Annotated in this window: 15 protein-coding genes; 2 read left to right on the forward strand and 13 right to left on the reverse strand. The window is 65.1% G+C overall.

Annotation, left to right across the window (positions count from 1 at the left end):
• Positions 1-72: 72 nt before the first annotated feature.
• From IB256_RS14345 to IB256_RS14370, 6 genes are all read right to left on the reverse strand, one after another.
• On the reverse strand, positions 73-636 hold the full coding sequence (locus tag IB256_RS14345; RefSeq protein WP_192403015.1) for a phage baseplate assembly protein V: 564 nt from the start codon (positions 634-636) through the stop codon (positions 73-75).
• Positions 633-1,163: a hypothetical protein gene (locus IB256_RS14350; protein WP_192296232.1), complete on the reverse strand. Its 531-nt coding sequence runs from the start codon at positions 1,161-1,163 to the stop codon at positions 633-635. Before IB256_RS14350 ends, IB256_RS14345 begins: the two co-directional genes overlap by 4 nt.
• A 17-nt stretch (positions 1,164-1,180) precedes the next feature.
• The gene (locus IB256_RS14355) at positions 1,181-1,525 is read right to left on the reverse strand and encodes a phage holin family protein (RefSeq protein ID WP_169942383.1); all 345 of its coding nucleotides are present in this window, start codon (positions 1,523-1,525) and stop codon (positions 1,181-1,183) included.
• A 316-nt stretch (positions 1,526-1,841) separates the two neighbouring features.
• A complete protein-coding gene (locus tag IB256_RS14360) occupies positions 1,842-2,315 on the reverse strand; it encodes a GNAT family N-acetyltransferase (RefSeq protein ID WP_192296233.1) in 474 nt (157 codons plus the stop codon).
• 83 nt (positions 2,316-2,398) lie between these two features.
• Positions 2,399-2,758: a hypothetical protein gene (locus tag IB256_RS14365; RefSeq protein ID WP_192296234.1), complete on the reverse strand. Its 360-nt coding sequence runs from the start codon at positions 2,756-2,758 to the stop codon at positions 2,399-2,401.
• Between the two features lie 19 nt (positions 2,759-2,777).
• Positions 2,778-2,987, reverse strand: a complete 210-nt coding sequence (locus tag IB256_RS14370; RefSeq protein ID WP_192296235.1) for a TraR/DksA C4-type zinc finger protein — start codon at positions 2,985-2,987, stop codon at positions 2,778-2,780.
• A gap of 412 nt (positions 2,988-3,399) precedes the next feature.
• On the opposite strand from IB256_RS14370, the gene IB256_RS14375 reads away from it, so the two are divergent.
• Both IB256_RS14375 and IB256_RS14380 read left to right on the forward strand, forming a co-directional pair.
• Positions 3,400-4,170, forward strand: a complete 771-nt coding sequence (locus tag IB256_RS14375) for an XRE family transcriptional regulator (protein ID WP_192296236.1) — start codon at positions 3,400-3,402, stop codon at positions 4,168-4,170.
• 121 nt (positions 4,171-4,291) lie between these two features.
• Positions 4,292-4,618 (forward strand): pyocin activator PrtN family protein, encoded by a 327-nt coding sequence (locus tag IB256_RS14380; RefSeq protein ID WP_192296237.1) that lies wholly within the window; start codon positions 4,292-4,294, stop codon positions 4,616-4,618.
• Between the two features lie 311 nt (positions 4,619-4,929).
• Here IB256_RS14380 and trpE read toward each other — a convergent pair whose 3' ends face one another.
• The 7 genes from trpE to IB256_RS14415 all read right to left on the reverse strand — a co-directional run bounded on the left by trpE (position 4,930) and on the right by IB256_RS14415 (position 12,735).
• Entirely contained in the window at positions 4,930-6,423 is a 1,494-nt protein-coding gene (trpE, locus tag IB256_RS14385) for an anthranilate synthase component I (RefSeq protein WP_192296238.1), read from the reverse strand.
• A 72-nt stretch (positions 6,424-6,495) separates the two neighbouring features.
• Positions 6,496-7,314, reverse strand: a complete 819-nt coding sequence (locus IB256_RS14390) for a phosphoglycolate phosphatase (RefSeq protein ID WP_192403017.1) — start codon at positions 7,312-7,314, stop codon at positions 6,496-6,498.
• Positions 7,314-7,988 carry a ribulose-phosphate 3-epimerase gene (rpe, locus tag IB256_RS14395; RefSeq protein ID WP_192296240.1) on the reverse strand — a complete coding sequence of 225 codons (675 nt, stop codon included), beginning with the start codon at positions 7,986-7,988 and terminating at the stop codon, positions 7,314-7,316. The genes IB256_RS14390 and rpe overlap by 1 nt, the downstream gene beginning before the upstream one ends.
• A 188-nt stretch (positions 7,989-8,176) precedes the next feature.
• Positions 8,177-9,004 carry an ABC transporter permease gene (locus IB256_RS14400; RefSeq protein WP_045214142.1) on the reverse strand — a complete coding sequence of 276 codons (828 nt, stop codon included), beginning with the start codon at positions 9,002-9,004 and terminating at the stop codon, positions 8,177-8,179.
• Between the two features lie 16 nt (positions 9,005-9,020).
• A complete protein-coding gene (locus IB256_RS14405; RefSeq protein ID WP_192403019.1) occupies positions 9,021-10,268 on the reverse strand; it encodes an ABC transporter permease in 1,248 nt (415 codons plus the stop codon).
• 239 nt (positions 10,269-10,507) lie between these two features.
• Positions 10,508-11,557 carry an ABC transporter substrate-binding protein gene (locus tag IB256_RS14410; protein WP_081520783.1) on the reverse strand — a complete coding sequence of 350 codons (1,050 nt, stop codon included), beginning with the start codon at positions 11,555-11,557 and terminating at the stop codon, positions 10,508-10,510.
• Positions 11,558-11,625: 68 nt separating this feature from the next.
• The gene (locus tag IB256_RS14415) at positions 11,626-12,735 is read right to left on the reverse strand and encodes an ABC transporter ATP-binding protein (RefSeq protein ID WP_192296241.1); all 1,110 of its coding nucleotides are present in this window, start codon (positions 12,733-12,735) and stop codon (positions 11,626-11,628) included.
• Positions 12,736-12,770 lie beyond the last annotated feature (35 nt).

A 12,770-nucleotide genomic window follows, 5' to 3' on the forward strand; every position in this document is an offset into this window, starting at 1 on the left:
GTTGCCCATGGCAGGTCTCCAGAAATGCAGAGGCCCGCACGCGGCGGGCCTGGGTTGGAAGTCGAAGCGACTTCAATGGGTGTGGTGGTTGCTGTTGCCGGCGGTGTCCATGATCGAGCCGGTGCTGCTGATGTTGCCGTTCACCGTCAGCGTACCCTTGATGCTCACCGGGCCGGTCAGCTGGATGCTGGCGGCGGTGACATTTACTGCGCCGGGATCGATCACCACCTGGGTACTGCCAACCTTCACCGTGGCGCTCCCGGCCGGCATCTGCAGGTCGTAGCGATGCGCCTGCCAGTCGTAGCTGAGCACCGCGCCATCGGGGAAATGCCAGCTCTCGACCTCGCCGCGATTGTTCGGCGGCGCCGAGGCCCCGCCGAACAGTCCCGGCACGAAGGTGCCCATGGCGGCCACGCCGGATGGACTGAGCAGCACGCCCTGCTCGCCCAGGCTCGGCGCGCGCCAGTGCCGCGCGGCGCCGGCGGCCTGGGCATGCCAGCGCACCCAGGCGCTGGTCCACTCGCCGGAACGCACGCGCACCCGCGCCGCCGCCAGGTCGACGGCCACCACTTCGCAGGGCATGACCAGGGCCGCCAGCATGCGGTCGTGCTCGGCGCTCACGTAGTCCTGGTTCATTGCGCAGACCCTGGGTCGAAGTAATCCTCCTCGTGGCCGGGGCCGGTCTGCGGGTCGAAGCCGAGCCTGAGGCTGCCCGGCGGCTGGTCTTCCCAGGGCCACTCGGCCTCGCCCAGCAACATCGGCTGCTGCCATTCGACCAACCACACGCGGCAGGCTGCGAGCGCAGGGTTGTCGAGCTCCGGCTGGGCCTGGATGAAGCTCACCGTCTCCAGTTCCACCCCCCAGTTCTGCGCACGCAGCAGCGTCGCCAGTGCGGCGACATTGCGCAGCGCCAGCGCTTCCGCAGCGGCGTCATCGCGTGTCACCAGCAGGCGTACCTGCAGCCTGCAGATCAGTGCCGTCTGGCCATTGCCAGGGTCCTGGCCCGGAAGCATCCCGGCATACTCCAGCGCCAGCGCCGGGAGCGCCGCCGGGACCTGCTTCAGCGGGCCACGGAGAAAGGTGCCGATCTCGGTCAAGCGAGCGCTCAGCGTCTGCTCGACCGCATCAAGCAGCAGCGCCAGGGTCAAAGGTTGTTCGGACATGTCGTCTCCTTGCTGCTTCACTCTTGTCCGCGCTCGCTCGGCGGCAACTCGCAGACACCCAGGCGTTTCGCCGCCCAGCGTTCATAAAGGCCGACGGCGATCTCCGCACCGGCCGCCGCGGTCAGGCTGCCGATGGCGGCGGCCAAGGTCAGGGAAGCGCCGCAGGACATGGCCAGGAACATCACCGCCATGCCGCAGACGATGGAGGCGCCGGAGCGCAACGCCAGCCGCCGCAGCAATCGCCAGCCGCCCAGGCCCGCCTTGTCGGCGCGCCACATTTCACCGCTGATGCCGCCCGCCACCGCGAGCAGGATCAGCCCCCACAAAGGCACGTCGGCCAGGGTCTGAGGTTCGTTGCCCATGGGCTCACCTTGGATAAAGACGCCCGCGAACGGGCGAAACCGGCGGCTATCAGCCAACCGGGGATGACTGCCGGCGTGCTCGCCGGCCACCCGCCGCGAAGGCGGATCGAAAAAACGCGGGCATGAAAAAGCCCGGCTCAGTGGCCGGGCTTTTCGGGGTTTCGCGTTGTGCTCCCTGGGGACGCACCTTTACAAGAATGACTACTTTTTACCCCCCGATTCCCGCCGGAACAAGGCTTCTCGGGGAATGCGCTGCAATACGCAGATGACACACCGCAATGTGCTGTCGAAACGCCGAAATCCAACGTAGGAAATTTCAGAGCCCCTTGCTCATCAGCACAGTGGTGAAACCGCTGTGCCACTCCTCGTCCGGGTACATATCGACTTCCGCGTAGCCATGCTTGCCATAGAAGGCGCGCGCCTGCTGGTTGAAGGTGTCGGTCTCCAGGCGGATACGCGCATGGCCTGCGTTGGCGATGACAGTTTCGGCGTGCCGCAGCAGCGCCGCACCGATTCCCAGACGCTGATGACGGGGAGAGACATGCAGGGCATCGATGAAATCGTCGCGCCAGTCGAGCAGGCCGACCACCTCGCCGGCGATACAGGCAACCTCGAAATACGCCAGGCGCTCTCGCACATAGAGGGCGGTATGTGCGGATGACTCGAAGCGCGCGATGGCTTCCGCGCTCAGCTCGGGCTTCCAGGTGGCTTCGTAGGTTTCGCCGAGGATGCGCAGGATGGCCTCGGCGTCGGCGGGTTCGGCGCGGCGAATCAGGAGTGGCGTGGTCATGGGCCGCGAGCATAGCTCAACCGCACCCGTGAAAAGCCCGAAGCCCGGCGCAGGGCCGGGCTTCGTATGCAGAAGGGAAAGGATCAGGCGACGCGGCGCATCAACCGTGACTGGATGCTCTGGTGCGCTACGTGCAGGCGCAGGTAGAAGGTATTGCGGCTGCAGCGGCAGTGCCGGTATTTCTGCGAAGCCTCGCTGTCGCGATTGAGGTAGTGCTCGGTCACCACGTCCTTCTGCTCCTCGGGCAGGTGGTTGATGATCAGGTCCAGTTCCGCAACGCGGTCGAGAATCACCTTGCTGCCCCGCGTGCCGCGAATCATCTCGCCCTTGTTGGCCATCATCATCGCCAGCAGGTTGCCGCCGGCATAACCGCCGCCGGCACTGCCCGGGTTGTGCATCTCTTCAGCCCAGAGCTTGAGCATTTCATCGATGGGTTTGATCACGGCGTTCCTCCGGCGCGGCTCAGTGCCGACGCTCCAGTTCATCCAGGGCTTGGCAGTCGATGCAGCGGGTGCAGCCCGGCGCGGCCAGGCGACGTGCCGGCGGGATGTCGTCGCCGCAATCCTCGCAATACTCGGCGGAGCTGATGGCTGCAGGGGCGCGACGGCTGTGCAGCATGTCCTCGATGCGCTCCAGCATCAGGTCGTTGGCGTAGTCGGCGATATCAGCCACGGCGCACCTCCGCATCGGCGGGGGATACGGGCTGCATCTCGCAGTTCGGGTGTAGGTTCATGAAGGTCCTCCTGGCGACATGCCCGCCGTGGTCGCCGAGCTTCGGCCGCCTGGGGTGGTCAGTCGCGATCTATTCTTCGCGGACGCCGACTCGTCGGGCGGCATCCCTTGCCGGTACGCGGGCGGCACTTCCCTCGCCCACCCGCGTCCTCCAGCCTGCCCCCGCTCGTGACGGTCTGCAGGCAACCCACGGCTTCCTTGCCGCAGTGAAGGGGAAGCCGTTCGCCTCCCTTCAGCCGAACCGTTTTTCGTCTCTCCGGTGGGCTGCTGGCTTTTATGATTACAACCATAGCTATAATTATTCAACACCAAAGCTATTTACACGCTACAACCCAGGAGGTAGAGTGCCGCCATGGACAAGACTCCCTCATCGACGCTGGCCGACCGCCTGAAACAGGCGATGGCCTCGCGCAACCTCAAGCAGGAAACCCTGGCCGAAGCCGCCGGGGTCTCGCAGAACACCATCCACAAGCTGACCTCGGGCAAGGCGCAGAGCACGCGCAAGCTGATCGAGATCGCCAGCGCGCTGGGGGTCTCGCCGACCTGGCTGGCCACCGGCGAAGGCACGCCGACGCCGGGCGCCAGCGCACCTGCGCCGCGCCCGGTCGATGGCAGCCCGCTGCGACTGGAACCGCTGCACCCATGGGATAGCGACACACCGCTGGACGAGGACGAAGTGGAACTACGCCTGTACAAGGAAGTGGAACTGGCGGCCGGTGCCGGCCGTACTGCGGTGCGCGAGATAGAGGGGCGCAAGCTGCGTTTCTCGTACGCCACGCTGCGCGCCGCGGGGGTCGACCCGGCAGCGGCGATCTGCGCACAACTCACCGGCAACAGCATGGAGCCGCTGATCATGGATGGCTCCACCATCGGCATCGACACGGCCACCACGCACATCACCGACGGCGAGATCTACGCCCTGGAACACGAGGGCATGCTGCGGGTGAAGTTCGTCTACCGCCTGCCCGGCGGCGGCATCCGCCTGCGCAGCTTCAACCGCGACGAATACCCCGACGAGGAGTACCCGGCGGAGCAGTTCGACAGCGGGCAGATCCGCCTGATCGGCTGGGTCTTCTGGTGGTCCACCGTGCGCCATCGCCGCGCACCGACCCTGGTTCGCTGAGCCCGTTTCGCCATGAAAAAGCCCCGCTTCGGCGGGGTTTTTCCTGGGTGTCGATTGAAGAGAAATACAACCTTTGCTATATTTGCTTCTGTCGCCACCACCATCGGAACAGGAGAGTCCCATGCAGTCGACCGCAGATGTCCGCCCCGCCCCACGCCCGGAGACGGTGAGCCTGGTCTATCAGATCTTCGGGGATGTCCTGGTGCCGCTGGAGCAGGTGCGTGAGCGCTGGTTCCGCAACCTGAACCGGGAGAATTTCAGCAAGGCGCTGTCCTGCGGGCGCATTGCCCTGCCGGTGACCACGCTGGATGACAGCCACAAGGCGATGCAGTACGTCGCGGTGGATCACCTGGCGGCGTATGTGGAGGAGCGCTCGCAGCAGGCGGATGCCGCGCTGGCACGGCGCAAGGCGAACCTGCAGGTGGTGGAGACGCGGCAGGCCGGCTGAAGTTGGGGTTTGGGTTGTAGGAGCGAGGGGGACGCCATCGTTATTGCTCGCGAAGCCGCCCACTGGTGGAGTAGCCGGCAGACTCTATTCGCGAGCAGGAACCAGGCGTCCCCCTCGATCCTCCGAAGAGTTTTTTCATGAGGCTTCTGCGTGGGGCTCGCCCTCACCCCAACCCTCTCCCGGAGGGAGAGGGGGCAGTTCGCAGCGAGCGGAAACTCCCGAGCCAGCCGACGGACTCGGGCCGACACCCGGCGTGCTCGAGAGCCAATAAAAAGCCCCGCCGAAGCGGGGCTTTTCATCGAACCGACAACTCAGTCGCGGCCATGCACCTTGGCGGTGTGCTCGGCCAGCGCCACGGCGCGGAACATCGCGCGGCGCTTGTTGATGGTTTCTTCCCACTCCGCCGCCGGCACCGAGTCGGCGACGATGCCGCCGCCGGCCTGGACGTGAAGTTCGCCGTTCTTGATCACCGCGGTGCGGATGGCGATGGCGGTGTCCATGTTGCCGTTCCACGCGAGGTAACCCACGGCACCGCCGTAGACGCCGCGCTTGACCGGTTCCAGCTCGTCGATGATTTCCATCGCGCGAATCTTCGGCGCGCCAGACAGGGTGCCGGCCGGCAGGATCGCGCGCAGGGCGTCCATCGCACTGAGCTTCTCGTTCAGCTGGCCGTTCACGTTGGAGACGATGTGCATGACATTGGAATAGCGCTCGATCACCATCTGCTCGGTGACCTTCACGCTGCCGGTCTGCGACACGCGACCAACGTCGTTGCGGCCCAGGTCGATGAGCATCAGGTGCTCGGCGATTTCCTTGGCGTCGGAGAGCAGGTCATCTTCCAGCGCACGGTCGGCCTCTTCGGTCGCGCCACGCGGGCGGGTGCCGGCAATGGGGCGCACGGTGACTTCGCCATCCTCGACGCGCACCAGCACTTCCGGCGAGCTGCCGACGACGTGGAAATCGCCGAAGTTGAAGAAGTACATGTAGGGCGTCGGGTTGAAGCAGCGCAGTGCGCGGTACAGGTCGATCGGCGCTGCGCTGAAATCGATGGACATGCGCTGCGACGGCACGACCTGCATGCAGTCGCCGGCCAGGATGTATTCCTTGATGGTGCCGACGGCGCGCTCGTAGTCCTCGCGGGTGAAACTGGCGCGGAACTGCGGTTCCGGGGCGTTCACGGCGCTGAAGTCCAGGCCGCGGCGCGGGGTGATCGGCTGGCGCAGGCGCTCCAGCAGTTCTTCCAGCCGGGCCAGGCCGTTGTCGTAGGCGTCGGCCTGCGCCGGGTCGGCGAGGACAATCGCGTGCATCTTGCCGGCGAGGTTATCGAACACGACGACCGCGTCGGAAACCATCAGCAGGATGTCGGGATTGTTCAGCGGATCCGGATTCGGGCACTGCGCCAGGCGCTGCTCGACATAGCGCACGCAGTCATAGCCGAAGTAACCGACCAGGCCGCCGTTGAAGCGCGGCAGACCGGCGATGGTCGGCACGCGGTAACGGTCCTTGAACTCCTCAACGAAGGCCAGCGGGTCGGAGCATTCGAAGCTCTCGGTCTCGACGCCGTCGACCTTGATGCTTGCCTGGTGGCCGTAGACACGCAGCACGGTGCGGCTGGGCAGGCCGATGATGGAGTAGCGGCCCCACTTCTCGCCGCCCTGCACGGATTCGAGCAGGTAGGTGTTGGGGCCGTCGGCCAGCTTCAGGTAGATCGACAGCGGGGTGTCGAAGTCGGCAAGGGTTTCGCAGGTCAGCGGAATGCGGTTGTAGCCTTCGGCGGCCAGGCGCTGGAATTCTTCGCGGGTCATGATCAGCCTCGTGGAATGAGGAGGTAACGGACTTGGTTGCACACACGCGCCGGGCGTACCGGCCAAAGGATGTCAGGCGCGCCAGCGCCAGCGGGCCAGGGCCTTGATGACCTTCATCCAGAGTGTGTGGGGAGCCGTTTCCACGGTGCTGTCTCGCTGAGCGGTAGTTGAAGCGGAGTCGGGCAACACTATCGCTTTGCCCGAGTCGAAGCAAGGCAGCAGATGGCGCAGGTCGTCGAGCACCAGCGTCGGGGTTTCCTCGGCGATGGGGCGGCCGTGGTTGTAGCCGTAGCTCAGGCCTACGCTGCGCACGCCGGCGGCCTTGGCAGCGAGGATGTCGTTGCGCGAATCGCCGACGAACAGGGCCTGTTCCGCCGACACGCCGGCCATCTTCATCACGAACAGCAATGCGGCCGGGTCGGGCTTCTGCTGCGGCAGGGTGTCTCCGCCGATGATCCAGCGGAAGAACTTGCCCAGCTTCATCTCATCCAGCAGCGGGCCGACGAAGCGCTCGGGCTTGTTGGTGATCAGCGCCAGCTCGACGTCGCGCTTCTTCAGCCACTTCAGGGTCTCGATCACGCCGGGGTAGACCACGGTCAGCGCATGGCTGTCGGCGTAGGCATCCATGAACAGTTCGAGGGCGCGCTCGGTGTCTTCCTCGCTGACGCCATCGTGTTCGATGTCATTGGCCAGAGCACGGCGCACCAGCACCCGTGCACCGTTGCCGACCCAGTGACGCACCGCGTCCAGGCCGGCCGGCTGGCGCCCGAGCGCCAGCAGCATCTGGTCCACCGCCGCGGCGAGGTCGGGGACGGAATCCACCAGGGTGCCGTCCAGGTCGAACATCACCAGACGCGGCAGCCCGGCGAACGGCAGTTGTGCAGCACTCATCACTTGCGCGCCTGCGCCAGCTCAGCGTGCATGGCGCGGATGACCTCGGCGTAATCCGGTGCGTTGAAGATGGCAGAGCCGGCGACGAAGGTGTCGGCGCCCGCTTCGGCGATCTCGCGGATGTTCTTCACGTTCACCCCGCCGTCGATCTCCAGGCGGATGTCGCGGCCGGAAGCGTCGATCAGCGCGCGGGCTTCGCGCAGCTTGTCGAGGGTGCCGGGAATGAACTTCTGCCCGCCGAAGCCGGGGTTCACGCTCATCAGCAGGACCATGTCGATCTTGTCCATCACGTACTTGAGCGCGTCCAGCGAGGTGGCCGGGTTGAACACCAGGCCGGCCTTGCAGCCGCCGTCCTTGATCAGTTGCAGGGAACGGTCGATGTGCTGCGAGGCTTCCGGGTGGAAGGTGATGTAGGTGGCGCCGGCGTCGATGAAGTCACCGATGATGCGGTCCACCGGGGAAACCATCAGGTGCACGTCGATGGGCGCGGTGACGCCGTACTTGCGCAGCGCCGTGCAGACCATCGGGCCGATGGTGAGGTTCGGCACGTAGTGGTTGTCCATCACATCGAAGTGAACGATGTCGGCGCCGGCGGCGAGCACCTTGTCCACATCCTCGCCCAGGCGGGCGAAGTCGGCGGAAAGGATCGACGGAGCGATGGCGTAGGGTTGCATGGCGCACCTCTGTGGGCGGAAATCACGGATGGCGCGCATTGTAGCCGCTCGGACGGCTCGAAGGGGATCGGGCCGATAGTCGAAGCGAAAAGGACAGTATCAGGCAGGAAAGCAGGCAAAAAAATCGCGGATCGATCCCGCCCCTGTGGGTGAGCACAGGGACGCAACCGTCCGCGAAACACTGTGAATCAGGAAGTCGGTGCGGTCCGCAGTTTCTCGCTGCGACCACGCAGCCACTCGAGGGTCAGCAGGAGCACGACGGAGAAACCGATCAGCAAGGTCGCCGCAGCGGCGATGGTCGGGCTGAGGTTCTCGCGGATGCCGCTGAACATCTGGCGCGGCAGGGTGGCCTGCTCGGGGCCGGCGAGGAACAGGGTCACCACCACTTCATCGAAGGAGGTGGCGAAGGCGAACAGCGCGCCGGAAATCACCCCCGGAGCGATCAGCGGCAGGGTGACCTTGAAGAAGGTCAGCACCGGCGGCGCGCCCAGGCTGGCGGCGGCGCGCACCAGGTTGTAGTTGAAGCCCTGCAGGGTCGCCGACACGGTGATGATGACGAACGGCACACCCAGTACCGCGTGGACGATGATCAGCGAGATGTAACTGTTGCCCAGGCCCAGCGGCGCGAAGAACAGGTAGCTCGCCACGCCGATGATCACCACCGGCACCACCATCGGCGAAATCACCAGGCTCATGACCAGTGCCTTGCCGCGGAACTCGCCGCGGGTCAGGCCGATCGACGCCAGGGTGCCGAAGACCATCGCCAGCACCGTGGCCGCCGGGGCGACGATGATGCTGTTGGTCAGCGCACGCATCCACTCGGCGGAGTTGAAGAAGTCGGCGTACCAGCGCAGGGAGAAGCCCTGCAGCGGGTAGACCAGGAAAGTGCCGGAGTTGAACGACAGCGGCACGATGACCAGTACCGGCAGCACCAGGAACAGCAGGATCAGGCCGCAGAGGATGCGCAGGGTGTAGAACCACACGCGCTCGACCGGGGACATGTAGGGGCTCAGCATCTTCTTGTTCTCCTCATCAGCCCAGGCGCAGGCGGCTCGCGCCCACCAGCCAGCCATAGATCACGTAGAGCACCAGGGTGGCGAACAACAGCAGGCCGCCCAGGGCCGTGGCCATACCCCAGTTGATGGTGGTGTTGGTGTAGAAGGCGACGAAGTAGCTGACCATCTGGTCGTTCGGGCTGCCCAGCAGTGCCGGCGTGATGTAGTAGCCGATCGACAGGATGAACACCAACAGGCAACCGGCGCCGACACCGGCCACGGTCTGCGGGAAGTAGACCTTCCAGAAGCTGGAGAACGGGTGGCAGCCCAGCGAGATCGCGGCGCGCATGTAGCTGGGGGAAATGCCCTTCATCACGCTGTAGATCGGCAGGATCATGAACGGCAGCATGATGTGGACCATGGAGATGTACACGCCGGTGCGGTTGAACACCAACTGCAATGGCTCGTCGATCAGGCCCATCTTCAGCAGCGCGCCGTTGATCAGGCCGCCCGACTGCAACAGCACGATCCACGCGGCGACGCGCACCAGGATCGAGGTCCAGAACGGCAGCAGCACCATGATCATCAGCAGATTGGACTTGCGGGTCGGCAGGATCGCCAGCAGGTAGGCCAGCGGGTAGGCCAGCGCCAGGCAGATCAGGGTGATCACCGCGCCCATCCAGAAGGTGCGGGCGAAGATGTCCAGGTAGATCGACTGGTCCGGCGTTGCGCGGGCGATTTCGCCCAGGTCATCGATGCGGTGATCGAGCGCCGCCAGCAGGTAATAGGGCGTGACGGAGCTGGCGTTGCGACGGATCGCCTGCCAGTAGGCCGGGTCGCCCCAGCGCTCGTCGAGTGCTTCCATGGCGTCCTTGTACGACGCAGGCTGCTCCTTGAACGGCAGCGCGCGAGCGGTCTTGGACAGCAGGCTGCGGTAACCGGCCAGTTCCATGTTCAGGCGCTTGGACAGGTCACCGATAGTCTGGTTCTTGCGCGCGGCAACCAGGTCGTCGCTCAGCGCCTTGTACACCGCATCCGAAGGCAGCGATTTGCCGTCCCATTCGGAAATGGCGTTGACGGTCAGCGGCAGCGCGCCGACGACCTCGGGGTTGTTCACGCTCTTGTAGAGCAGTGCCGCGATGGGCACGAGGAAGGTCAGCAGGAGGAAGACCAGCAGGGGCAGGACCAGCACCTGCGACTTCAGGCGGTTCATCCGCTCCGCGCGCGCCAGGCGCTGCTTGAGGGTGGGGCCGGCGACCTCGTTCATCGACACAGCGGTGGCCATAGCGAACTCCGGTAAAACGGGCCGCCCGGGAGCGGCCAAGGTGTGGTGTCAGGAGGAGCCGCCGCGAGGGGGCGGCGGTTCCGGTCCGTCACGGTCCGGGCGACCGTGGCGGTAGGTGCATTACTCGAGTCGTCGACAAAACTGAGCGAAGCGGTTCTGGCTAGACGCCTGGCCGCAGACAGTACCTGTCAGTACGGCAAGGCCAGGCAACAACGCCAGAACAGTTTTGCCGGCGACTCTTACTTGGCGGCCCAGGCGTTGAAGCGCTGTTCCAGCTGCTCGCCGTAGTCAGCCCAGAAGGTCACGTCCATGCCCACCTGGCCCTGCATGTTTTCCGGGGTGGTCGGCATGTCTTTCAGCAGCTCCTTGCTCAGCAGCGGTACGGCGTTCTTGTTGACCGGGCCGTAGGCGATGTTCTCGGAGTAGGTCTTCTGCTGCTCGGGCTGAACCGAGAAGGCGATGAACTTCAGGCTCTCGTCGACCTTCTTGGCGCCTTTCGGGATGGCCCAGGCGTCGAAGTCGTAGATGCCGCCGTTCCAGACGATCTTCAGGTTGCTCTCCTTCTGCACGGCGGCGATACGGCCGTTATAGGCAGAGCTCATGACCACGTCACCCGAAGCGAGGTACTGCGGCGGCTGGGCGCCGGCTTCCCACCACTGGATGTTCGGCTTGATCTGGTCGAGTTTCTTGAAGGCGCGGTCCTGGCCTTCCTTGGTGGCCAGCACCTTGTAGACGTCCTTGGGCGCGACACCATCGGCCATCAGGGCGAATTCCAGGGTGTACTTGGCGCCCTTGCGCAGGCCGCGCTTGCCCGGGAATTTGCTGGTGTCCCAGAAGTCGGCCCAGCTGGTCGGTGCGGTCTTCAGCTTGTCGGCGTTGTAGGCGAGCACGGTGGACCAGACGAAGAAGCCCACGCCGCAGTTGCTGACGGCGCCCGGTACATAGTCTTCGGCCTTGCCGAGGATCGCCGGGTCGATGGTTTCGAACAGGCCTTCGTCACAGCCACGGGCCAGTTCCGGCGACTCGACTTCCACCAGGTCCCAGGAGACGCTGTTGGTGTCGACCATGGCCTTCACCTTGGCCATCTCACCGTTGTACTCGCCGGCAACGATCTTGTTGCCGGTGCTCTTCTCGTAGGGACCGTAGAACGCCTTCACCTGGGCGTTCTTGTTGGCGCCGCCGAAGGACACCACGGTCAGGTCGGTAGCGGCCATGGACTGGGCCGCGAAGGCCACGCCCAGTGTCAGCGCTGCGAGTTTGAGCCCCGATGCTTTCAAGGACTTCGACATTATTGTTGTCTCCACAGTGTGCAGGTTTGTTTTTCTTGGATGCGTCCGGGAGTGGCCGGGCCGCGCTGTTACGCCGCGGACAGTGGGTCGAGCGCGCGGACGTGCTCGACTTCCCAGCCCAGCGGAACCACGTCGCCAACACTGAGCGCAGGATCGAGCTCGGCGATCGGCTGTTTGACGAAGAAATCGGTACGGCCGCAGACCTCCAGGCGAATGCGCACGTGGTCACCTAGGTAGATGAACTCGGCGACGCGGCCGGAGAAGCGGTTCGCGCAGTTTTCGCTGTGGCCGTTCAGGCGCACGCGCTCGGGGCGGATCGACAGGCTGACGGTGTCGCCGACGTTGCCGACGTTCACCGCCAGCGCCTCGACCTTCTCGCCACGGGCCAGGCCCACGGTGCAGCGCTCGCCATTGCGGGCCTGGAGCTGGCCGGCAATGCGGTTGTTCTCGCCGATGAAGTTGGCGACGAAGGAGTTGCGCGGGTGTTCGTAGAGTTCCGCCGGCGGGGCGATCTGCTGGATCTCGCCCTGGTGGAACACGGCCACGCGGTCGGACATGGTCAGCGCTTCGCCCTGGTCGTGGGTCACGTAGACCACGGTCACGCCCAGGCGCTGGTGGATGTGCTTGATCTCCATCTGCATGTGCTCGCGCAGCTGCTTGTCGAGCGCACCCAGGGGTTCGTCCATCAGCACCAGCTGCGGCTCGAAGACCAGCGCACGGGCCAGGGCCACGCGCTGCTGCTGGCCACCGGAGAGCTGGCCGGGATAGCGGCCGGCGAAGGTGTCGAGCTGGACCATGGACAGCGCGCGCTTCACGCGCTCGCTCACATCGGTCTTGCTCATGCCGCGCACGGAGAGCGGGAAGGCCAGGTTCTCGGCCACCGTCATGTGCGGGAACAGGGCATAGTTCTGGAACACCATGCCGATGTCGCGCTTGTGCGGGGGGACGTTGTTGATGGCGCGGCCGGCGAGCTGGATTTCACCGGCGGTAGGAGTTTCGAAACCGGCCAGCATCATCAGGCTGGTGGTCTTGCCGGAACCGGAAGGCCCCAGCAGTGTCAGGAATTCGCCTTTGCGAATGTCCAGATTGAGGTCCTTCACGATGAGGGATTCGCCGTCGTAGCTCTTCTGCACGCCACGGAAACTCACCAGCACATCGTTTGCCTGATTCTCGGCCATCACCGCACCTTTGTTTTTTTGTAAATGCCGTTGAT

It is taken from the genome of Pseudomonas sp. PDM17, assembly GCF_014851985.1.
Taxonomy (GTDB): domain Bacteria; phylum Pseudomonadota; class Gammaproteobacteria; order Pseudomonadales; family Pseudomonadaceae; genus Pseudomonas.

Bases quoted from the DNA above. Each gene is read 5' to 3' on its own strand.
- IB256_RS14345 (WP_192403015.1), bottom strand. From the start codon at position 636: ATGAACCAGGACTACGTGAGCGCCGAGCACGACCGCATGCTGGCGGCC.
- IB256_RS14350 (WP_192296232.1), bottom strand. From the start codon at position 1,163: ATGTCCGAACAACCTTTGACCCTGGCGCTGCTGCTTGATGCGGTCGAG.
- IB256_RS14355 (WP_169942383.1), bottom strand. From the start codon at position 1,525: ATGGGCAACGAACCTCAGACCCTGGCCGACGTGCCTTTGTGGGGGCTG.
- IB256_RS14360 (WP_192296233.1), bottom strand. From the start codon at position 2,315: ATGACCACGCCACTCCTGATTCGCCGCGCCGAACCCGCCGACGCCGAG.
- IB256_RS14375 (WP_192296236.1), top strand. From the start codon at position 3,400: ATGGACAAGACTCCCTCATCGACGCTGGCCGACCGCCTGAAACAGGCG.
- IB256_RS14380 (WP_192296237.1), top strand. From the start codon at position 4,292: ATGCAGTCGACCGCAGATGTCCGCCCCGCCCCACGCCCGGAGACGGTG.
- trpE (WP_192296238.1), bottom strand. From the start codon at position 6,423: ATGACCCGCGAAGAATTCCAGCGCCTGGCCGCCGAAGGCTACAACCGC.
- IB256_RS14390 (WP_192403017.1), bottom strand. From the start codon at position 7,314: ATGAGTGCTGCACAACTGCCGTTCGCCGGGCTGCCGCGTCTGGTGATG.
- rpe (WP_192296240.1), bottom strand. From the start codon at position 7,988: ATGCAACCCTACGCCATCGCTCCGTCGATCCTTTCCGCCGACTTCGCC.
- IB256_RS14400 (WP_045214142.1), bottom strand. From the start codon at position 9,004: ATGCTGAGCCCCTACATGTCCCCGGTCGAGCGCGTGTGGTTCTACACC.
- IB256_RS14405 (WP_192403019.1), bottom strand. From the start codon at position 10,268: ATGGCCACCGCTGTGTCGATGAACGAGGTCGCCGGCCCCACCCTCAAG.
- IB256_RS14410 (WP_081520783.1), bottom strand. From the start codon at position 11,557: ATGTCGAAGTCCTTGAAAGCATCGGGGCTCAAACTCGCAGCGCTGACA.
- IB256_RS14415 (WP_192296241.1), bottom strand. From the start codon at position 12,735: ATGGCCGAGAATCAGGCAAACGATGTGCTGGTGAGTTTCCGTGGCGTG.